This window comes from Paraburkholderia acidipaludis NBRC 101816, assembly GCF_000684975.1.
GTDB lineage: Bacteria > Pseudomonadota > Gammaproteobacteria > Burkholderiales > Burkholderiaceae > Paraburkholderia > Paraburkholderia acidipaludis.
Window position 1 is genome coordinate 1 of sequence record NZ_BAXZ01000011.1, and the last position, 20,630, is coordinate 20,630.

General features: G+C 64.9%; 23 protein-coding genes. 11 read left to right on the forward strand and 12 right to left on the reverse strand.

All coding sequences use genetic code 11. The features are described from left to right. Positions 1-214 precede the first annotated feature (214 nt). From BAC01S_RS14640 to BAC01S_RS14655, 4 genes are all read left to right on the forward strand, one after another. Positions 215-1,429: a DUF2863 family protein gene (locus BAC01S_RS14640; protein ID WP_027795440.1), complete on the forward strand. Its 1,215-nt coding sequence runs from the start codon at positions 215-217 to the stop codon at positions 1,427-1,429. Between the two features lie 198 nt (positions 1,430-1,627). Next, positions 1,628-2,557: a helix-turn-helix transcriptional regulator gene (locus BAC01S_RS31350; protein WP_043202326.1), complete on the forward strand. Its 930-nt coding sequence runs from the start codon at positions 1,628-1,630 to the stop codon at positions 2,555-2,557. Positions 2,558-2,566: 9 nt separating this feature from the next. After that, positions 2,567-3,241 carry an energy-coupling factor ABC transporter permease gene (locus BAC01S_RS14650; RefSeq protein WP_027795441.1) on the forward strand — a complete coding sequence of 225 codons (675 nt, stop codon included), beginning with the start codon at positions 2,567-2,569 and terminating at the stop codon, positions 3,239-3,241. Between the two features lie 211 nt (positions 3,242-3,452). Then, entirely contained in the window at positions 3,453-4,115 is a 663-nt protein-coding gene (locus tag BAC01S_RS14655) for a BspC domain-containing protein (RefSeq protein WP_027795442.1), read from the forward strand. A 79-nt stretch (positions 4,116-4,194) separates the two neighbouring features. Here the strand turns inward: BAC01S_RS14655 and BAC01S_RS14660 are convergent, their stop codons facing one another. Both BAC01S_RS14660 and yaaA read right to left on the reverse strand, forming a co-directional pair. Further along, positions 4,195-5,358, reverse strand: a complete 1,164-nt coding sequence (locus BAC01S_RS14660; protein WP_027795443.1) for a M14 family metallopeptidase — start codon at positions 5,356-5,358, stop codon at positions 4,195-4,197. 15 nt (positions 5,359-5,373) lie between these two features. Continuing rightward, positions 5,374-6,165 carry a peroxide stress protein YaaA gene (gene yaaA / locus BAC01S_RS14665; protein WP_027795444.1) on the reverse strand — a complete coding sequence of 264 codons (792 nt, stop codon included), beginning with the start codon at positions 6,163-6,165 and terminating at the stop codon, positions 5,374-5,376. 52 nt (positions 6,166-6,217) lie between these two features. Between yaaA and BAC01S_RS14670 the strand changes: the two genes are divergently transcribed. Both BAC01S_RS14670 and BAC01S_RS14675 read left to right on the forward strand, forming a co-directional pair. Beyond that, positions 6,218-6,724, forward strand: a complete 507-nt coding sequence (locus BAC01S_RS14670) for a putative toxin-antitoxin system toxin component, PIN family (protein WP_027795445.1) — start codon at positions 6,218-6,220, stop codon at positions 6,722-6,724. Positions 6,725-6,848: 124 nt separating this feature from the next. Then, a complete protein-coding gene (locus BAC01S_RS14675; protein ID WP_027795446.1) occupies positions 6,849-8,039 on the forward strand; it encodes a pyridoxal phosphate-dependent aminotransferase in 1,191 nt (396 codons plus the stop codon). Between the two features lie 117 nt (positions 8,040-8,156). Here the strand turns inward: BAC01S_RS14675 and BAC01S_RS14680 are convergent, their stop codons facing one another. Further along, positions 8,157-8,798 (reverse strand): glutathione S-transferase family protein, encoded by a 642-nt coding sequence (locus BAC01S_RS14680; RefSeq protein ID WP_027795447.1) that lies wholly within the window; start codon positions 8,796-8,798, stop codon positions 8,157-8,159. Positions 8,799-8,970: 172 nt separating this feature from the next. Between BAC01S_RS14680 and BAC01S_RS14685 the strand changes: the two genes are divergently transcribed. From BAC01S_RS14685 to BAC01S_RS14700, 4 genes are read left to right on the forward strand one after another with little or no spacing between them, the layout of a single operon-like run. Beyond that, a complete protein-coding gene (locus BAC01S_RS14685) occupies positions 8,971-9,759 on the forward strand; it encodes an oxepin-CoA hydrolase, alternative type (RefSeq protein WP_027795448.1) in 789 nt (262 codons plus the stop codon). 13 nt (positions 9,760-9,772) lie between these two features. After that, a complete protein-coding gene (locus tag BAC01S_RS14690; RefSeq protein WP_027795449.1) occupies positions 9,773-10,510 on the forward strand; it encodes a histidine phosphatase family protein in 738 nt (245 codons plus the stop codon). 16 nt (positions 10,511-10,526) lie between these two features. Further along, positions 10,527-11,633 (forward strand): phosphotransferase, encoded by a 1,107-nt coding sequence (locus tag BAC01S_RS14695; protein ID WP_027795450.1) that lies wholly within the window; start codon positions 10,527-10,529, stop codon positions 11,631-11,633. Positions 11,634-11,684: 51 nt separating this feature from the next. Further along, positions 11,685-12,944, forward strand: a complete 1,260-nt coding sequence (locus BAC01S_RS14700; RefSeq protein WP_027795451.1) for an acyl-CoA dehydrogenase family protein — start codon at positions 11,685-11,687, stop codon at positions 12,942-12,944. Between the two features lie 74 nt (positions 12,945-13,018). Here the strand turns inward: BAC01S_RS14700 and BAC01S_RS31355 are convergent, their stop codons facing one another. Further along, the gene (locus tag BAC01S_RS31355; protein ID WP_052408753.1) at positions 13,019-13,390 is read right to left on the reverse strand and encodes a hypothetical protein; all 372 of its coding nucleotides are present in this window, start codon (positions 13,388-13,390) and stop codon (positions 13,019-13,021) included. 39 nt (positions 13,391-13,429) lie between these two features. Here BAC01S_RS31355 and BAC01S_RS14710 point away from each other — a divergent pair, with 39 nt between their 5' ends. After that, positions 13,430-14,131 (forward strand): glutathione binding-like protein, encoded by a 702-nt coding sequence (locus BAC01S_RS14710; RefSeq protein WP_027795452.1) that lies wholly within the window; start codon positions 13,430-13,432, stop codon positions 14,129-14,131. Between the two features lie 88 nt (positions 14,132-14,219). On the opposite strand, the gene BAC01S_RS14715 is transcribed toward BAC01S_RS14710, so the two are convergent. From BAC01S_RS14715 to nuoN, 8 genes are all read right to left on the reverse strand, one after another. Continuing rightward, positions 14,220-14,690, reverse strand: coding sequence for a MaoC family dehydratase (locus tag BAC01S_RS14715; protein WP_027795453.1), 471 nt, complete (start codon positions 14,688-14,690; stop codon positions 14,220-14,222). Further along, complete coding sequence (locus tag BAC01S_RS14720) at positions 14,687-15,160, reverse strand: MaoC family dehydratase (protein ID WP_027795454.1); 474 nt, start codon at positions 15,158-15,160, stop codon at positions 14,687-14,689. Before BAC01S_RS14720 ends, BAC01S_RS14715 begins: the two co-directional genes overlap by 4 nt. 29 nt (positions 15,161-15,189) lie before the next feature. Beyond that, positions 15,190-16,329, reverse strand: a complete 1,140-nt coding sequence (locus tag BAC01S_RS14725) for an acyl-CoA dehydrogenase family protein (protein WP_027795455.1) — start codon at positions 16,327-16,329, stop codon at positions 15,190-15,192. Positions 16,330-16,339: 10 nt separating this feature from the next. Continuing rightward, positions 16,340-17,548, reverse strand: a complete 1,209-nt coding sequence (locus BAC01S_RS14730) for an acyl-CoA dehydrogenase family protein (RefSeq protein WP_027795456.1) — start codon at positions 17,546-17,548, stop codon at positions 16,340-16,342. Positions 17,549-17,610: 62 nt separating this feature from the next. Next, a complete protein-coding gene (locus BAC01S_RS14735) occupies positions 17,611-18,045 on the reverse strand; it encodes a DUF1178 family protein (protein WP_027795457.1) in 435 nt (144 codons plus the stop codon). 132 nt (positions 18,046-18,177) lie between these two features. After that, positions 18,178-18,768, reverse strand: coding sequence for an NUDIX domain-containing protein (locus BAC01S_RS14740; protein WP_027795458.1), 591 nt, complete (start codon positions 18,766-18,768; stop codon positions 18,178-18,180). An 85-nt stretch (positions 18,769-18,853) separates the two neighbouring features. Further along, on the reverse strand, positions 18,854-19,156 hold the full coding sequence (locus BAC01S_RS14745) for a DUF2818 family protein (RefSeq protein ID WP_027795459.1): 303 nt from the start codon (positions 19,154-19,156) through the stop codon (positions 18,854-18,856). Next, positions 19,156-20,628: an NADH-quinone oxidoreductase subunit NuoN gene (gene nuoN, locus BAC01S_RS14750; protein ID WP_043202329.1), complete on the reverse strand. Its 1,473-nt coding sequence runs from the start codon at positions 20,626-20,628 to the stop codon at positions 19,156-19,158. The genes BAC01S_RS14745 and nuoN overlap by 1 nt, the downstream gene beginning before the upstream one ends. Positions 20,629-20,630: the final 2 nt, after the last annotated feature.

Here is a 20,630-nt window from a genome sequence, read left to right on the forward strand (position 1 = left end):
AGTTTTTTGACCTGGCTATCTACGCAACGCGCAGCGCACCTGCCGATCGGCCAGGCCATCTGGATGAAGCCGATCCCACCTTGGTCTCGCCCTACTCTCTCCGCGCTCCACGCCATATAGGCATATACGCCTGTCGTGATGCTGCGGCGCAAACCGATGGCGCGCACGGAACCGACTAGAATGTGAGGTTCTCTGCATTTCAACTCACAGATTTATGCGCTCGCGAATCGCCAAACGCCTTCCTCCAGACGCCGACAAACTCGTCGGCCTGTCGCTCGCCCTGTTCGCCTCGGGCAGCCGTACCGAAGACCGCTTCTGGGAGGCCAAGCTCGACACGCTACTAGCGAAGATCGTGCGCAACGGTAACCAGACGACGCTCGACGCCGCGCTCGATCATCTGCAGCAAAACCATCCGGACGCCTACGGCGCTCTGGCGGACATGGCCGAAACGCATAGCGAATCGTTCATCGTCGAGCACGAAGGCACGCAATATGAGGCACTGCTCATTGCCGCGCCGGTGCTCGCCTGGACACGCTATGTCATCCCGTCGGGCCCGCTGAAGGCCGACAATGCCGACGCCCTTCGGAACCATCTTCAGGCGCACGTGCTGGCGAGCGACACGCGCGTGGCGATGGCCCCCTACCTTTACAGCATCGACCAGTTGCCGCGCCATCACGTCGAGACCTGGCGCCTCGCCCAGCAGCTTTCACACGCCGCGCTAGGTGGCGCCGCCGCAAAAATCAGCGCCGGCGAGCTGCCGGAGACGTCCCCCATCCTTGCCGACCCACGCTTCCTGCTCGCCGTTGTGGCGGCACCGGTCGGCGCCCCGCTCTTCCGCTGGCAGGAGGAGGAACACAGCTCGCGCATCGAGCGCGGCCAGTGCCTCGAACAGTGGGCAACCCAAGGTGGCGCCAATCTCGCCGTCGTGATGCCGGGCTGCGAGTTCGAATGTCTGCTGCCCGATGCGTACTACTCGGCCTGCCGCGACGCGGACGAACGCGTTCGCCCCCACACGATCCGCACGGCGGTCCGTTACCTGCTCGACACGATCGGCGGCGGCGCGCAAGACCTGCGCGCGGTCGTCGCGGGCTTCGGCGAGCGTCGCATCGACGAATATCGCATCGGCTTTACGCGCCGCGGTAGCAACGACGTTCTCTACGGCGTCGTCTGGCCGTTGTACGGGCGTGAAAACGGCGACACCGAGATCGACGAGGAACCGACAGAAGAAGGTGCCGGCAGCGGCCCGCTAGAGGAAATCGTGGCGCTGCTGAAGGAATCGGGCATCACCGATATTCGCCGTCATGCCGGCCGCTTCGAGCCGGAATATTGCGACGACTGCGGCGTACCGCTCTATGCAGACCCGCTCGGCGAGATTGTCCACGCCGAGATGCCAGAAGATGCTGAGCCCGTGCAGCCACATTTCCACTAAGCGACACGTCATATTCCTACTCGGTCCCGCCTGTGCGCGGGACTTTTTTTTGCCATTTGTCTTATGCCATCTGGACAGGCCGCCACGCCGCAAGCTTTTTGTCATCATGGTGACGTGGTTCCTCGCCAAGCGGCGTGCTCAGCAAATGCGCTGTGCATTCATTTCGAGAGGGCTTCAAAAAAACAGGAGGGCTTGTCCATGCGGTTCGCAGTATTTAATCCGGATGCCGAACGGCGCGAGGGGCTCAAGGCCCTGCTTAGACAAATCGACCGTCGCGCACGCTTTAACGATGCGCCCGACTGGCGCAGTGCCGAACGCGCCATGCAGCGGTTCACACCGGATCTGTTCGTGGTTGACTGGCACGCCGGCATTCGCGCGGGCGAACTCCGGAATTTCGCGAACCGCAACCGTAGTCTGCCGATTGCGGTCATCGTGGATGCGGAAACGCCTCCCGGCGCTGTCCGCGACCTGCTGGCCGAAGGCGCGCGCGGGATCATCCGCCGGACCACCGATTCAATCTTGATCGTCAAACTGCTCGAACTCATCCTGCTTGGCGGCAACCATCTGCCGGCCGATGTCCTGCTCGCCGCGCCATGGCCATCGCCACCCCCGGCGCACCAGCCTGCGAGAAGCGACACGACGACGCGCCCGCGCCGCCCCATGGCCCATCTGTCGCCGCGTCAGCAGCAGATCCTCCGTTGCGTCCACATGGGCAATACGAACAAGATGATCGCCCGCGCACTCGGCATCAGCGAAGGCACCGTCAAGATCCACCTGACCAGCATTTTTCAGCAGCTTGGCGCACCCAACCGGGCGGCAGCCGTAGCGATCTACAACGGCCTGCTCGCAAACCAGCTCGAGGTGCTGCGTGCCCAGATGGACCACGCGCCCAAGCCCGTGCACGGCGAGCATGGCCCAGTGCCGCTGCGGCCGCGCGAAGCCGATTCGTTTCGGTATCCGTTGCTGACAGACGACACCACCCCACCGCTGGCAATGGCTGCGGAACCCGATTGCCCGTGGGGAGAAGCCGGATTCGCGCAGTGCAGCGAACCCGGCCCGGACAGCGAGAGCACCGACGACAATCCGCCAGAGCCACCCGGCACACACGTTTTGTCATCCAACGAGTAATATGAAGCCATGGGGTTCCTGTATACGCCGCTTCCGCTGTGGGTCGTCATCGGTGGGTGGATTGCCGCCGTGGGCCTGCTCGCGCTCGCGGTATGGAACAACCCGTTCAAGCGTCTCCAGGACGCCACGCTCCAGCACGTATGGCTCGCGATCGTCGTAGCCGTATCCGTGCTGTGGGCGAGCAATGCATGGCTCGAGGACGGCACCGTGCTGCATCTGCTCGGCGCAACGCTCGTCGTGACGCTGTTCGACTGGGACCTCGCACTTGTTGCGATGGCTGCGGTCGTCGCACTCGCGGCGCTCGTCTTCGACACGCCCTGGGATGGCGTCGCGCTTACCTTTCTCATATTCGGCGCCTTCCCGGTTGGCGTTTCGGCCCTGCTGCAACGGGCCTGCATCGCGTGGCTACCGCGCAATCTCCTTATGTTTATCGTAGGCCAAGGCTTCGTCTCCCCGGCGATTGCCGTGGCCGGTGCCGCGTATCTCGCGCTCGGCGCTCATATCGCCCTGACCGGCGGCTCGATGGTCGTCGTGCCTCTCGGCTATGCCTTCAGCGTGTTCCTGCTGGCATCCGGTGAGGCCTGGTTTACCGGCATGGCTACGGCACTGATCGCGGTCTATCGACCCGCCTGGGTGACGACCTACGATGTGCGGCGATACCGGCTAGGCGGCCCACGCACCTGAGAAGGCCCTCGACAAAGCCAGCTCGACCCTGCGCTACACCCGGTCCTCGTATCGCACATGGCGCCGCGGCATGAAGCGGCCTCGCAGTCACACCGCCCCGGCAACGGCGCGGCCTTACGTAGGCGCAAAATAATTGTTTCAGAATTGAACTCGCCCACGCATCGCAAGCTCTTATGGAGCCTGACGTCCCACCCGCTTCGACACTAACCAGATGGACCGCAATTCCGCATCTCGCCGGCTGCTGACGATGGCCGGCCGACTGGCAGCATGCGCCGCGAGCCTCACGCTTGCCTTCGCACTGCCCGCCAAAGCCGATCAACTCGATCAGCACAACGACCTGGTCAACACCTACATCAACCAGATGCATGCCGATCCGCTGGTCGCCGACTGCGCCGCGCATGGCAACTTTGTCGCCAGCACCTCGACGGCGCTCGACCACGTCGAGTTCCCCCCCTCATCGTTCGATACCGCGCACGCCACCGTCACCCCGTGGAACGATTCGTTCGACGAAGGTAAGCAGCGCGTCAAGGTCGACACGATCGTGACGGTCGACGGCATCGGGATTCCGCACGACAGCAACGCCTCGCCCTACGACCTCAAGTTCCGCTGCGGCTACGTGGGCAATCAAATGCTTGCCTTCAGCTGGAACGACCCCGTGCCGCCGGCGCGTGCCCGTGCGGAGCCCGGCGGGTCGCCGCACAGCAATGCGCATGGGCATGGCAAGCACTCGACGAAGAAGTCGACCGGCAAGACCTCGAAGAAAGGCGCATCGAACAAGTCGAGCCGCAAACCGGGTTCATCTTCGAAGAAGGTCACTTCGAAAAAGACCATCTCGAAAAAAACCACCTCGAAAAAAACAACGACGGCCCAATAGCCGCTCACCGGCGCGGATCAACAAAAAAAGGGGGAAGCGGCCCACGCCGCTTCCCCCTTTTTCTGGCCTGCCCTGCGCGTTATGCGAATGTCTCGACGTGATGCAGGATGGCTTGCAACATGGCCGCGCCAAGCGCAGCGCTCCGCTCGCCATTCCAGCCCACGCGCTCGTCCGGCAAGTTGGCGTTGTCCTTGAACGGCATCTCCAGCGTCAGCGAGAGACAGCCGTAGCGGTGGCCGATGTATTTCGACGCGAGCTTGAGCGCGTCCTCTCGATAGCGGCTCGCTTCGTAGCCGTGCTTGTCCTGGAAGTCGGGGCTCGCGATCTTGAACGCGTCGATGAATGCCTTTTGCTCGATGCGCTGCTGCTCGGTGAAACCCGGCAACATCTCCGAGCCCGCAACGAATACGTACGGCAGCGACTCGTCGCCGTGGATGTCGAAGAAGAGATCGGCGCCCGTGGCCTCGATCGCCTCGCGCACCACCAGCACTTCCGGGCTGCGCCCTGCGTCGGGCTCCATCCATTCGCGGTTCAGGTTCGCCCCGGCCGCATTCGTGCGCAGGTTGCCGTGCACGCTGCCATCGGGGTTCATGTTCGGCACGATATGGAACACCGCGCGGTCGTAGAGCTTGCGCGCCACGGGGTCGCCCACCCAGTCGCCCCAACCGGCGAGCCGCTTCACGAGCCCTTCGACGAACCACTCGGCCATCGTCTCGCCCGGATGCTGGCGCGCGATGATCCAGACCGTCTTCTTCGGCTTGCCTTCCGGCGTGGTGTCGCCCGCCGTGCCGAGCGTAAGCAGCGACATGGGCCGCCCCTCTCGCGTCTGTCCGAGTTCCGTCAGCGTGGCGTGCGGCAGTTGCTGCAGCGCGCCGAGGAACTCCGAATGACGCTCTTCGCTGTACGGCTCGAAGTACGCGTAATAGACGCGGTCGAAATCGGGCGTGTGATCAATCGTGAACTTCTGGCCGTCATACGAGGTCGGCACGCGAAACCAGTTCACGCGGTCATAGCTCGCCACCGCCTGGTAGTCTCGCCATCCCTCGGGAAATGCGCAGGCCGCCGCGTTCTCGAACGTCATCACGCAGCGCTCGCCGCGTGCGCCCGAAAGCCGGAAGTAGAACCACTGCGCGAACTCCGACTGATTGTCGGATCGCACACGCAGGCGAATATCGTCGGCACGCTCGCACGACAGGACTTCGATCGCGCCGGCATCGAACTGGCTGGTAATGGATAGTGTCATGGCGATTCCTCTCGCTTATTCGGCAATGCGCCGGCGAAATACCCAGGTCAAGTCGTTGGATGCGTCGGCATCGAATGCGTAGCCTTCGACGTCGAAGCCCTTGAGCGCCTGAGGCTCGGAAATGCGGTGCTCCACCGCATAGCGCGCCATCAGGCCGCGCGCACGCTTTGCGTGGAAGCTGATGACCTTGTAGCGGCCGCCCTTCCAGTCCTCGAACACCGGCGTAATGACCGGCGCCGCCAGCTTCTTTGGCTTGACCGACTTGAAATACTCGTTCGACGCGCAGTTCACGAGCACGCGCGCACCCTTCGTGCGCCCGGCGTTGTGGTCGAACTGGGCGTTCAGCGCGTGCGTGATGCGCTCGCCCCAGAAGGCATAGAGATCCTTGCCGCGCGCATTCTCGAAACGCGTGCCCATTTCGAGGCGATACGGCTGCAGCAGATCGAGCGGACGCAGCAGGCCGTAGAGGCCCGAGAGCACGCGCACGTGCTGCTGCGCGTAGTCGAGATCGGCGGCGCAGAGCGAGCGGGCGTCGAAACCCTCGTACACATCGCCGTTGAACGCGAGCACGGCCTGCTTCGCGTTGGACTGACTGAACTGCTTCGACCAGTCGGCGTAACGCTGGAAATTCAGCCGCGCGAGCGGATCGGAAATGCTCATGAGCGTGCCGATCTGCTGCGGCGACAGACGGCGCAGGCCGTCGATCAGTTCAGCCGCGTCGTCGACGAAGTCGGGGATCGTATGGGTTTCGACGTGCGCCGGTGTGTCATAGTCAAGCGATTTGGCCGGCGACAGAACGATTATCATAGAACGCTTGCAATGTTCAAAGGCGAAAGCCCGATTGTAGCGAATGTCCAGAATGACCGGTTTTCCGCCCCAGGCGCGCGCCCAGGCAATCTCCGTAGTCCTCGATTCGAATGTGTGGATCGACATCCTCGTGTTCGACGATCCGCATACGCGGCCGATACGCGCCGGCCTCGAAAGCGGCGCGCTGGGCGCCGTGATCGACGCACGCTGCCTCGCCGAGCTCACGTACGTCCTCGACTACCCCCAGTTCGCGGAACGCGGCATCGAAAAGGCCGAGGCGCTCGCCGCCGTCGCGCGCCTCGCGCGTGAAATCGTGCCGCCCGCGCTGCCCGACGATGCGAGACCCCTGCCGCAATGCCGCGATCGGGACGACCAGAAGTTTCTCGAACTCGCGCGCGCAAGCGGCGCTGCATGGCTCGTCTCGAAGGATCGCGCCGTGCTCAAGCTCGCGCGGCGCATGGCGCGCGACTTCGGCTTTCGGGTGGCAACGCCCGGCGTCTTCGTGGCCGAAACGGGACTTGAAGCGCGGCTCGACGGCACGGGAGCCGCCACTACCTGAGGCCAGCAAACGGGTTCCCGCAGGGCATCCGCAAGGGCATCCCCAGGCCGCCCGCGCGAACCCGCGCCGATTTGCCTAAAATCAGGCTTTCCGGTCCAACCCCAATCCACTGCCCGCCCGCGCCATGAACGCACCGCATCCGTCGAACGAATCGTCCTCCACGCCGCTCACGCCCTCATTTCCTTCGCGTCTGCCGAACGTCGGCACGACGATCTTCACGGTGATGAGCGCGCTCGCCGCGGAAAAAGGGGCAGTCAATCTGGGCCAGGGCTTTCCCGACTTCGACTGCGACACGCGCATCGTCGATGCCGTCGCGCAGGCCATGCGCAGCGGCCACAACCAGTACCCGCCGATGGCGGGCGTGCCCGCGCTGCGCGAGGCTATCGCCGACAAGATCGCCCAGGTGTACGGCTGTCGTTACGACGCGGCGAGCGAGATCACGGTGACGGCGGGCGCGACCCAGGCGATCCTCACGGCGATCCTGTGCGCCGTGCATCCCGGCGACGAAGTGATCGTGATCGAGCCGACCTACGACAGCTATCTGCCGTCGATCGAACTCGCGGGCGGCAAGCCGGTATTCGTCACGCTGGAGGCGCCCGACTACGCCATTCCGTTCGACCGCCTGGCCGCCGCCATCACGCCGAAGACGCGCCTCATCCTCATCAACACGCCGCACAACCCGACGGGCACCGTATGGCGCGCCGAGGACATGCGCAAGCTCGAAGCCATCGTGCGCGGCACCAGCGTGCTGATCCTCTCCGACGAAGTCTACGAACACATGGTCTACGACGGCGCGCCGCACGAGAGCGTCGCGCGCTATCCTGAACTGGCGGCACGCAGCTTCATCGTGTCGAGCTTCGGCAAGACGTATCACGTGACCGGCTGGAAAGTGGGTTACGTCGCCGCTCCCGCGCCGCTCACCGCGGAATTCCGCAAGGTCCACCAGTTCAACGTGTTCACGGTGAATACGCCGATGCAGGTAGGGCTGGCGCAGTATCTGCGCGACCCGAAGCCGTATCTGGAACTGCCGGCGTTTTATCAGAAGAAGCGCGACTTCTTCCGCGCGGGCCTCGCGAACACGCGCTTCAAGCTGCTGCCGTGCGAGGGCACGTACTTCCAGTGCGTCGATTACTCGGCGATCAGCAGCCTTTCCGAAGCCGAGTTCTCGAAGTGGCTCACGACCGAGATCGGCGTGGCCGCGATCCCCGTGTCGGCGTTTTATCGCGAACCGCACGAATCGGGCGTCGTGCGCTTTTGCTTCGCAAAGCAGGAAAGCACGCTCGCGGCCGCGCTCGAACGGCTCGCGCGACTCTAACGGCATCCACGCGCGATGAATCCGCGAACGGCATGGCGTTCCCGATCATCGCGCGACGCAGCGAGGCGCTGCGCACGCGAGGCGCACCGCGTACGCAGCGCGACCGTTGCACTGCCTTTACGAGTTCGCGTCGATATACGCCTTGCGATCCGCGTTGACGCGCTGCGCCGACGGCCGCTCACCCACCAGTTGCGCGTACGGCTTCCAGTCGATGCCGGCCTCGACCACCATATCCTCGCCATAGACCCGCTGCGTCGCCCTCGCGACGAGCGGCAAACTCACGTAGGCCGCCGCGTCGACCACGCCGAACCGCTCGCCCGCCACATACGGCGTGAACTTCGCGAGATGCCTGAAGGCCGCGAGATAGCGACGCAGGCGCTTTTGCGCCGTCGCCTTGACCTCGTCGCTCACCTTGCCGCCGAAGAACGCTTCGCTGTAAAGCTCGCGCGCTTCGAGTTCGAGGTGCGTTTCGACGAAGGTGATCAGTTCGCGCTCCTTCGCAGCCTCCCACAGATCCGCGGAGAAAATCCGCTTCTCGGGGTAGCGGGCGTTCAGATACTCGATGATGACCGCCGATTCGCACAGAAAGCCATGCTCCGTTTCGACGAACGGCACCTTTCCTGCGGGCGAGTGCGCAAGCAAGGCCTCGTCGAGCGGGAGCCTGTTGAAAACCTCCTCGAAGGGAATATCGTGCTCGAGCAGTACGAGCTTGACCTTGTTGTAGTAGTTCGAGAGCGCGAATCCATGCAGCTTGATCATCCTCATTCCTCCTTGGGGCCAGGCGACTGCCGATACACGTCGCCGATCTGTTTTCGTGAAAATGTACGACCGTGCTATTCTAGGACAATCATGGAGCGAAGTTTCCTATGACTTCCCATCATTTCAACATTGAGACATCCGGCAACACCAACGAACCGCACGAGGCCCGCGCATGAGCGCCGAACTTCGCAGCACCCGGCCGCAAGGCCATGAATCGACGCTCGTCCTGACGCTGTCGAATCCCGGCGCGCGCAATGCGCTGCATCCCGACATGTACGCCGCCGCCATCGAAGCGTTCGACGCCGCCGAGCGCGATGCCTCGCTGCGCGCGATCGTGCTGACCGGCGCCGACCATTTCTTCTGCGCGGGCGGCAATCTGAACCGACTGCTCGAAAACCGCGCGAAGGATCCGTCGGTGCAGGCGGCCAGCATCGACGCGCTCGCGAACTGGGTCACGGCGATGCGCCAGTGCAGCAAACCGATTATCGCCGCTGTGGAAGGCGCGGCGGCAGGCGCCGGCTTCTCGCTCGCGCTGGCCGCCGACCTCGTGGTCGCCGCCGAAGACGCGAAGTTCGTCATGTCGTATTCGCGCGTGGGCCTCACGCCCGACGGCGGCGGCTCGTGGTTCCTCGCGCGCGCGCTGCCCCGTGCGCTCGCGACCGAGCTGATGCTGGAGGCCAAGCCGATCGGCGCGGCGCGTCTGGCAGAGCTCGGCGTCGTGAATCGCCTGGCGAAGCCGCACGGAGCGCTCGACGCCGCGCTCGCCTGGGCCGACGACCTCGCAAAGGTCTCGCCGAACTCGGCCATGCGCATCAAGGGCCTCGTCAATGCGGCGGAAACCCAGCCGCTCGCCGACCAGCTCGCGGCCGAGCGCGAGAGCTTCGTCGCCTCGCTGCATCATCGTGACGGGCTGGAAGGCATCACGGCGTTCCTCGAAAAGCGCGCTCCGGTCTACAAGTAAAGCGATCCGGTCAATGAGCGATTTCCAGTTGCCCACGCGCCGACGCATCTTCCTGATGCGGCACGGCGACGTCACCTACTTCGACGACTCGGGCCGCGCGATCGACCCCGACACGGTGCCGCTCAACGAAAACGGCCGCGCTCAGGCAACGGCCGCCGGCCGGGCGTTCGCGTCGCAGGCGCTGCGCTTCGACCGCGTCATCGTGAGCGGCCTCAGGCGCACGGTCGAGACGGCACAGCTCGTGCTCGCCGAAACAGGTCAGCAGATCGAGCTCGAAGTCCAGCCTGCATGGGAAGAGATACGCGGCGGACGTCTCGCCGGAATCCCGCCCGACGAGGTGGAAAACGCCTTCCTGCGCGTGTTCGACGGCATCGTGCCCGAAACCACGCGCTTTCTCGGCGGCGAAACGGTAGGCGAGCTGCTCGACCGCGTGCTGCCCGAAGTCGCGAAGCTGCGCGCCGATCCCTCCTGGGATACCGCGCTGCTCGTGCTGCACGGCGGCGTGAACCGCGCGATCCTTTCGCATGCGATCACGGCGGGCGGCCGCACGTTCTTCGGACATCTGGCGCAGGCCACCGGCTGCATCAACGCGCTCGACGTCGGCCCGGCACCCGCCGACTGGGTCGTGCGCCTGCTCAATTTCTCGCCGCCGTCGCCGCTCCACCGCGACGTGCGCAACACGTCGATGGAAATGCTCTACGCGCAATTTTTGCGCTACCGCCCGCAGGGCCAGCGCACCGCGCCCCAATAGCATGAGGGAGACAAATATGGCGCAAGCCACCCCGGATGGAGACACCCCGAAGCAGCCCGACTACTCGGCATTCGAGGGCACGCGCCCCGTCGCGGAACGCCAGCGCTTCGACACCGAGGCGCTCGCCGCCTGGCTTGCCGCGCGCGTCGAAGGGTTCGCCGGGCCGCTGACGGTCGAGCAGTTCGCCGGCGGCCAATCGAATCCCACGTTCAAGCTCGTCACGCCGACGCGGACCTACGTGATGCGCGCCAAGCCGGGGCCGAAAGCCAGGCTGCTGCCGTCGGCGCACGCCATCGAGCGCGAATACCGCGTGATGGCGGCGCTCGGCAACACCGACGTGCCCGTCGCGAAGATGCTCGCGCTGTGCGAGGACGAAGCCGTGATCGGCCGCGCGTTCTACGTGATGGAGTTCGTCGAGGGCCGCGTGCTGTGGGACCAGTCGCTGCCCGGCATGACGCGCGCGGAACGCGCGGCGATCTACGAGGAAATGAATCGCGTGATCGCCGCGCTGCATAACGTGAAGCCGGAGGCAATCGGGCTCGGCGATTACGGCAAGCCCGGCAATTATTTCGCACGCCAGATCGATCGCTGGAGCCGCCAGTACCAGGCTTCGGAAACCGAGCCGATCGAAGCGATGCATCGCCTGATCGAGTGGCTGCCGCAGCACACGCCCGACGACACGGGCTCGCGCGTCTCGGTCGTACACGGCGACTACCGGCTCGACAACCTGATCTTCCACCCCACCGAGCCGCGCGTGCTCGCCGTGCTCGACTGGGAACTCTCGACACTGGGCGACCCGCTCGCCGACTTCTCGTATCACTGCATGGCCTGGCACGTCGATCCGGCGCAGTTTCGCGGCATAGGCGGGCTCGACTGGGCCGCGCTCGGCATTCCGGACGAAGAGGACTACGTACGACGCTATCGCGAGCGCACCGGCCTCGAGATTCGCGGCGACTGGAACTTCTACCTGGCCTACAACATGTTCCGCATCGCCGCGATCCTGCAGGGCATCATGAAACGCGTGGTGGACGGCACGGCGGCAAGCGCCCAGGCCGCCGACGCGGGCAGCCGCGCGCGGCCCATGGCGGAACTCGCATGGCATTACGCACAGCAAGTCCGTTGACGTCACGGCAACGATAGCGGCACGACAGATCATTTCAAGGCGAGGTCACAGATGAACTTCGATTACACCCCGAAGGTTGAGGCACTGCGCAAGAGACTGCTCGCGTTTTTCGACGAGCACATTTACCCGAACGAGTCCGTCTATCACGCGGAAGTCGAGCGCAATCGCGCGAACGGCAACGCGTGGGTGCCGACCGGGATCGTCGAGAAGCTGAAGATCAAGGCGCGCGAGGCGGGTCTGTGGAACCTGTTCCTGCCCGATTCGACGCGAGGCGCAGGCCTGACGAACCTGGAGTACGCGCCGCTGTGTGAAATCATGGGCCGCGTGTACTGGGCGCCGGAGGTGTTCAACTGCAGCGCGCCCGACACGGGCAACATGGAGACCATCGAGCGCTACGGCACCGAGGAGCATAAGCGCCAGTGGCTCCAGCCGCTGCTGGAAGGCCAGATTCGCTCGGCGTTCCTGATGACGGAGCCCGACGTCGCCTCGTCCGACGCGACCAACATCCAGACCCGCATCGAACGTGACGGCGACGAGTACGTGATCAACGGCACGAAGTGGTGGTCGTCGGGCGCCGGCGACCCGCGCTGCGCGATCTACATCCTGATGGGCAAGACCGATCCCGAGGGGCCGCGCCACGCGCAGCAGTCGATGATCCTCGTGCCCGCCGACACCGCCGGCATCACCGTGCGCCGCCCACTTACGGTGTTCGGCTACGACGACGCCCCGCACGGCCACATGGAGATCGCGCTCGAAAACGTCCGTGTGCCAGCCTCGAACATCCTGCTGGGCGAAGGCCGCGGGTTCGAGATCGCTCAGGGGCGTCTCGGGCCGGGCCGCATCCATCACTGCATGCGCCTGATCGGCCTTGCCGAGCGCGCCCTCGAACTGATGGCGAAGCGCGCGTTGACGCGTGTGGCGTTCGGCAAGCCGGTGGCCCAGCAGACGGTCACGCAGGAACGCATTGCCGAAGCGCGCTGCATGATCGACCAGGCGCGCCTCCTCACGCTCAAGACCGCGTACATGATGGACACGGTCGGCAACAAGGGCGCGCGCGGGGAGATCGCGATGATCAAGGTGGTGGCGCCGAACATGGCCTGCCAGGTCATCGACTGGGCGATGCAGGTGCACGGCGCGGCGGGTGTGAGCGGGGACTTCCCGCTCGCCTACGCGTATGCCTCGGCGCGCACGCTGCGTTTCGCGGACGGCCCGGACGAGGTCCACCGCAATGCCATCGCCAAGCTCGAACTGGCAAAGCATATGGACGCCGATGCGGCCTCGCGCGTCGAGATGCCGGTCACGCGCTCCTGAAACCGCGCGCTGCCTGCCCGGCTGCGATCCACGCGCCGGGCAGGCGCCCTCTCGACGCCGTCTACGGCAACAGGTCAGCTAGTCGCCGCGAACGAGCGCTCCACGCGCGCCAGCGCACGCCGCCGGATCCAGCCGCTCGCCGCGCGTATCGCCAGCCAGTAAGGCGTCATCGCCATGCGTGTGCGCCACGTCGGGCAATAGACGAACGTTTCCGTGCGCAGCCGGTAACGGTCCGGCCCGCATGGCTGCGCCTCGAACCGCAACACCAGCTTCGCCACGTCAGGACGACTCCCGCTCAGAAAAGCCTCGGCGTCGGCAATCGCGACGAGCCCGAAATCGGGCCGCCAGAACCGGCCGACGAGCCCCAGCGAGACCGCGTCCTCGTCCCTGCTCAGCAGCGCCTGCCGAACTATGCTAATTTCCGCGAGATTCGGCGAGGCGCCCAAGGCGCTCCCGCCGCCCTTCTATCGCGCCATGGAGCCACGATGATCGACGTCTACAGCTGGGCCACGCCGAACGGCCACAAAGTCCACATCATGCTGGAGGAGACCGGCCTCGAATACCGGGTGCATCCGGTCGATATCGGCGCGGGCGACCAGTTCCAGCCCGACTTCCTCGCCATCAGCCCGAACAACAAGATTCCGGCGATCGTCGATACGGAAGGTCCGGCGCGCGAGGACGGCAAGCCGTTTTCGCTGTTCGAATCGGGCGCCATCCTCATCTATCTCGCCGCAAAGACCGGCAAGTTCATGCCCGAGGATCTCGCCGCGCGCTACGACGTGCTGCAGTGGGTCATGTTCCAGATGGGCGGCCTCGGGCCGATGCTCGGCCAGGCGCACCATTTCCGTATCTACGCGCCGGAGAAGATCGAGTACGCCGTCAATCGCTATACGAACGAAGCGAAGCGGCTCTACAACGTGATGGATACGCAGCTCGGCAAGACCGAGTATCTGGCGGGCAATGACTACACCATCGCCGATATCGCCGCGTTCCCGTGGACGCGTTCGTGGCAAAACCAGGGTATCGACCTCGACGCACTGCCGAACGTGAAGCGCTGGCACGAAGCCATTGCGGCGCGCCCGGCGGTCAAGCGCGGCGTCGAAGTGCTCGCTTCGGCGCGCAAGCCCATTACCGACGATAAAGCACGCGAGGTGCTGTTCGGCGCGACGCAGTACAAGAAGCACTGAGCCTCGCGCGCCAACGAAGCCTGCAAAAAAGGGGTGTCCGGCCTTCGCGGCCGAACACCCCTTCTTCATTCATTGCGCGCAGATGCGCTCAGAAAAAATGCCGCGTGAGAAACTCCGCGACGCACGCGGGCCGCTCGCTGCCTTCAAGCTCGACGGTCACGTGCCACGTGACCTGCACGCCATCGCCGCCAACCTCGCTCACCTCCTTCACGCCAAAACGCGCCCGCACCTTCGCCCCCACGGGCACCGGTGAAGTGAAGCGCACGCGATTGAGCCCGTAGTTGACGCCCATGCGCTGGCGCATCTGCACCGTCTGCTCGAGCAGCGCGGGAATCAGCGAAAGCGTGAGAAAACCATGCGCGATCGGACCGCCGAACGGCGACTCGCGGCGGGCACGTTCCGCGTCAACGTGAATCCACTGATGGTCGCCGGTGGCATCGGCAAAGCCCAGCACCTGCGGCTCGCCCACCTCGATCCAGCCGCTCACGAACGGCGCGCCGCCCGCGAGCGCACGCAGCGCGGCAAGATCGGCGATCTGCACGACACCGCTCTCGCTCATGATGCGCTCCCGGTTTGGCTCGCGCCGGGATGGCGCAACCCGAACAGCCCTTTGGAGCGCACGGTCACGATGATCTCACCGTGCTGATTGACGCCGTCCCAGCGCGTTTCGACGATACCGCGATCGGGCTTGCTCTCCGACACGCGCTTGCTGACGATGGTGTTCTTCATCGTCAGCGTATCGCCAACGCGCGTCGGCTTGAGCCAGCGAATCTCGTCGACGCCAGGCGAGCCCATCGAAGTCGAGTCGCGCAGGAAGTGGCGCACGAGCATGCCCATCATGACCGAACACGTGTGCCAGCCGCTCGCCACGAGGCCGCCGAACATCGACGCATCGCCGCCCGCCTCGCTCACGTGGAACGGCTGCGGATCGAACTGCTCCGCGAAATGCACGATCTCGTCGCGCGTGAAGGTATGCGAGCCGACTTCATACGTCTTGCCCACTTCCAGGTCTTCGTAGCTCAAACCCATCGTTGCTTCCCTCGCTGCTGCCGCGGCGCTCACGCCGCCGCCTTCGCAAAGCCCGGCAGCGCGGCAAACCGCTCCAGATGATGATCGACGTCGCCAAGCGTCGTGTCGATGATCGTGAGGCGCTTGAACAGATGCGCCGCGGCGACCTCGTTGGTGACGCCCATGCCGCCGTGCAGCTGCACGGCCTGCTGGCCGACGTAACGCGCCGCCTGCCCCACCCGCACCTTCGCGGCCGAAATCGTGCGGCGGCGCTCTTCCGGCGACTCGCTACTGTAACGCGCCGCGGCCAGATACGTGAGCGAGCGCGCCTGCTCGGCATGGATCAGCATTTCTGCCATGCGATGCTGGAGGGCCTGAAAACGCGCGATCGGCACGCCGAATTGCTGCCGCGTTTTCGTGTACTCGACGGTCGCATGATTGAGCGCATCCATCGCGCCGACGGCTTCCGCGCACAGCAGGAAGGTCGCGTAGTCGGCGATCTGCCCGAGCGTTGCCGCGCCCACCGAAGCATCGCCCAGGCGCCGCGCGGGCGTGCCGTCGAACTTCAGCGTCGCGGCGCGCTGATTGTCGATCGTGCGGTAATCGCTCACCGCGACCCCGCCGGCGTCGCGGGCCACGACAAACAGTGCGATTTCGCCGCCAAGACGCGCCGGCACGATCCAGTAGTCGGCCTGAGCGCCATGCTGAACGACGGACTTGGCGCCCGAAAGCGCGAAGCCGTTGCCGGTTTCCTTGGCCGTGGTCTCGATCGAGAACAGGTCGTAGCGCGCATTGGGCTCGTGGAACGCAACGGCAAGACGCGCCTCGCCCGACGCCACGCGTTCGAGCAGCTGCGCGTTCTCCGGTTGCGCGCCTTGGTTTCCGTGGTCCGCGAGCCTGAGCGCCTCGACGCCCACGGCCGTCGCCCAATACGGCTCGACTACGAGCGCGCGGCCGAGCTCCTGCATGACGACCAGCATGTCGAACGGCGTGCCGTCGAAGCCGCCCTGCTCCGCCGGCACCGGCAGCGCCGTGAGACCGAGTTCGACGAACGCGCTCCAGTGATCGGCCGAGACGCCTTCGGGCGTCTTCACGATCGCCTGGCGCGCTTCGAAACCGTAGTTCTTGTCGAGATAGCGACGCAATGCGTCGGTGAGTTGCTGTTGCTCTTCGGTGAAATTGAAGTTCATGCGCCGCTCCTCAAAGCCCCAGGATCATCTGCGAGATGATGTTCTTCTGGATTTCGTTCGACCCGCCGTAGATCGACGTCTTGCGATAGTTGAAGTAGTAAGCCGCGAGCGGGGCCGCGTCGTCGTCGCCGCCCGCTGCGTGGGCATCTTCGCCTTCGAGGAAAGCCGGATCGAACGGGGCGGCGAGCGGGCCGACCGCGTCGACCATCAGCTCGGTCAGCGCCTGCTGAACCTCGGTGCCCTTGATCTTGAGCATGGACGCCTCGGGGCCGGGCCCGCGTCCGGCGCCTTCGCTCGCGATCACGCGTTCGACGGTCACCTCCAGCGCCATCAGCTCGATCTCGACGGCCGCGACGCGCGCCGCGAAGAGCGGATCTTCGAGCAGCGGTTTGCCGTTCTTCTTCTGCTTGAGCGCGAGCTTCTTGAGGAATGCGAGTTCGCGCTTCGAGGCGCCCACGCGAGCGATGCCCGTGCGCTCGTGGCCGAGCAGGTACTTCGCATAGGTCCAGCCGCGATTCTCCTCGCCCACCCGATTTTCGACGGGGACCTTCACGTCCTCGAAGAACACTTCGTTCACCTCATGCTCTTCGTCGAGCATGATGATCGGACGCACGGTAATGCCTGGCGTCTTCATGTCGATCAGCAGGAACGAGATCCCTTCCTGCTTCTTCGCGGCCGGGTCGGTGCGCACGAGGCAGAACATCATGTCGGCGTGCTGGCCGAGCGTGGTCCAGGTCTTCTGGCCGTTCACGACGTAGTGATCGCCCGAATCGTCCTGGACCCGGACGGCGCGCGTGCGCAGCGAAGCGAGGTCGGACCCGGAGCCGGGCTCGGAGTAGCCCTGGCACCACCAGTCGGTTCCCGCCAGGATGCGCGGCAGGTAGTAGCGCTTCTGCGCTTCGTTGCCGTACTTCATGATCACCGGCGCGACCATCGACACGCCGAATGGCAGCACCGGCGGCGCGCCGATGCGTGCGCATTCTTCGTCCCAGATATGACGCCGGGCGGTGTTCCAGCCCGGGCCGCCGTACTCCACGGGCCACGCGGGCGCGGACCAGCCGCGTTGACCGAGCAGCTTGTGCCAGCTCGCGATGTCGTCGCGACTCAGACGTTTGTGGTTGAGAATCTTCTCGCGCGCGGCTTGAGGCACGTTAGCCTCGAGCCAGGCGCGGATTTCGGCGCGGAATGCGTCGTCGGCGGGGGAATAATCGAGATCCATGCGCAGTGTCTCCTGGCCGCGGCCGGTGCGACAAACCCGCGCCGCGGCGAAGACCCGCATGGCTACTGCAGCGAGTCCTTCAGCGCGGCCGGAACCGGCAGCGGCATCACGTCGATGCCTTCTTCGGCGAGGGCTTGCGCATCTTCCGCGGAAGCGACCCCGCGGATGTTGCGCGACGGCGCTTCGTTGTAGTGAATACGCCGCGCCTCCTCGGCGAAACGGTCGCCCACGTTCTCCGTCTTCTCCAGGACCTCGCGCAGTGCACGCATCGCCTTTGCCTGCCAATGCGCCGCTCCGTCCGGGGCGGGCCGCTGGCTTGCCTCGGTGACACCCGACAGATTCAGCCGGGGGGCGGACGGCAGGCGGCTCACTTCTTTGGCGCCGCACAGCGGACATTCGACCAGCTTGCGGGAGAGCTGCGACTCGAAGTCGTCAGCGGACGCGAACCAGCCTTCGAACCGATGGCCGTCTGGGCACTGTAAATCGAGAACCTTCATGGGGAATCGGGGCTTGGCAACGAGTGTAGCGCAAAATGACGATTTATGAACGACCGTTCGTAAATTTTCCGGCAGGCCGTTCTCGGCGTAACCATTTATTGTAGCGCTGCGTAGCTTGCGCCGCTCATGCCCTCAACCCTGCTCGATCTTGCCCAGCGGCCAGGTTCCCGAGAGTGCCTTCTCGAGCCAGAACGTGCCGATGATCGTCTTGACGTCGGTGATCTTTCCGTTGCGCACCCATTCGAGCAGTTCCGGCACGGTCGCCGTGAATGTCTCCAGGAACTCGCCCTCGTCGAGTTTCGCCTCGCCCGCGGTCAAACCGCGTGCGAGATAGATGTCGATGAATTCCGTCGAGTACGAGATGACCGGGTGAATCTGGGTCAGATAGATATACTCGCGCGCCGTATAGCCCGTCTCCTCCTGGAGTTCGCGTTTCGCGCAGGCCAGCGCCCCTTCCTGCGGGTCGAGCTTGCCGGCCGGAAACTCGGTCATCACGCGCGAGAGCGGATAGCGGTATTGACGCTCCATCAGCACACGGCCATCGTCGAAGAGTGGGATCACCATCACCGCGCCCGGGTGCACGACGAATTCGCGCGTCGCGTGCTTGCCGTCGGGCAACGCTACCGTGTCGCGTTTGAGGGTCAGGAAGTTGCCCGAATAGAGCGTCGTACTTTCCACGCACGTCTCGGCGAGTGCCGGTTCGTGTTTCTGATGTTCAGCCATTTTGAGCCTCTGGATAGCGCACAGGTGCGGCAATGCAAAGAGAGTGCCCGCGCCTCGTGACAAAACGAGGCGCGCTGGACGCAGATTACGCCGTGCGGCGCTTGACGAGATATTGCCAGGTGAAGCCGGGGAACGCGAACACCACGAACAGGCTGAACGTGATGGCGTAGAACTGCCAGCCCTGGTCGAACCGGTTGCCGGCACGCGCCTCGAGCAGGAACCCGAACGCGCCGACCACGAAATACAGCACGATCAGTTCGACGATGCGCAGCCACGCACTCTTTTTCCGGGTGCGTAGCGACACGACGCCGAACAGCCGTTGATTGACGAACGGCAGGTTGGCGCCGGCAAGCGCCAACAGCACGATGAACCAGCCCGCTGCCGACATTACAACGGCAGCGTATGCGCGACGGCTCGCAGGCAGAGCGACATCAGCGGACCAGGAAGGATGCCGAGCACCAGCACGGCCGCCCCGTTGACCGTGAGGAGCGCCCGGTTGAACGCGTGGCCTTCGATCGGCGCCGTGTCGGTCGGCGCATCGAAGTACATCAGCTTGACGATACGCAGGTAGTAGAACGCGCCGAACAGCGACGTGATCACGGCGAGGATCGCGAGCCAGGTCAGGCCGGCGTCCATCGTCGCTTCGAGCACGGCGAGCTTCGCGTAGAAGCCCACCGTCGGCGGAATGCCGGCGAGCGAGAACATCATGAGCAGCATGACGAACGCGAACACCGGGCTGCGCTGATTCAGGCCCTTGAAGTCGTCGAGCGTTTCGGCTTCGAAATCGCGGCGAGTGAGCAGCATCACGATACCGAACGCGCCGAGCGTCGTCAGCAGATAGATGATGCTGTAGAACATGGCCGAGCTGTAGGCGCTGGCCGCGCCGCCCGCCTTGCCGTCCACGATGCCGGCCAGCAGGCCGAGCAGCACGAAGCCCATGTTCGAGATCGCCGAGTACGCCAGCATGCGCTTGACGTTGCGCTGGACGATACCCGTGATGTTGCCGACGATCATCGAAAGCGCGGCGAGGATGATCAGCATTTCCTGCCAGTCGACGGCGAGCGGCAAGAGACCCATCACGAGGAAGCGCACGGCCCACGCGAACGCCGCGACCTTCGGGCCGCCGCCGGTGAGCAGGGTCATTGCCGTTGGCGCGCCCTGATAGACGTCAGGCACCCACATGTGGAACGGCACCGCGCCCATCTTGAACGCCACGCCCGCGACAACGAACACCACGCCGAACAGCAGCACGATGTCGTTGATGTGGCCCGACGCCACGGCCTTGAGCACCTCGTTCAGTTCGAGCGAGCCGGTCGCGCCGTAGAGCATCGAGATGCCGTACAGCAGGAAGCCCGAAGCAAGCGCGCCCAGCACGTAGTACTTCATCGCGGCTTCGTTCGACTGGCCGGTGTCGCGGCGAATCGCGATCACGGCGTAGAGCGAGAGCGACATCAGCTCGAGGCCGAGATAGAGCGTGAGGAAGTTGTTGCCCGAGATCATGACGATCTGGCCGAGCAGCGAGAACATGCCAAGCAGGAAGAACTCGCCCCGGAACAGGTCCCGGTCTTCCAGGTACTTGCGCGAGTAGACGATCGACACGGCGTAGCCGAGCGACACGACCGCTTTCATCGCGCTGGCGAACGCGTCGACCACGTACATGCGCGAGAAGTAGTAATACACGTGCGGATCGAACGCGTTCATCGCGAACCAGATGCCGGCCACGAGCGTGGACAGCAACGCGATGTAGTACGTCGTCTTGCGGCCCGAGGGACCGGTGAACGTGTCGTTGAGCCACGCGACGATGATGGCGGTCATCACCAGCGCGTCGGGCAGCAGTGCGTTCATAGGGGCGTTTGGCATGA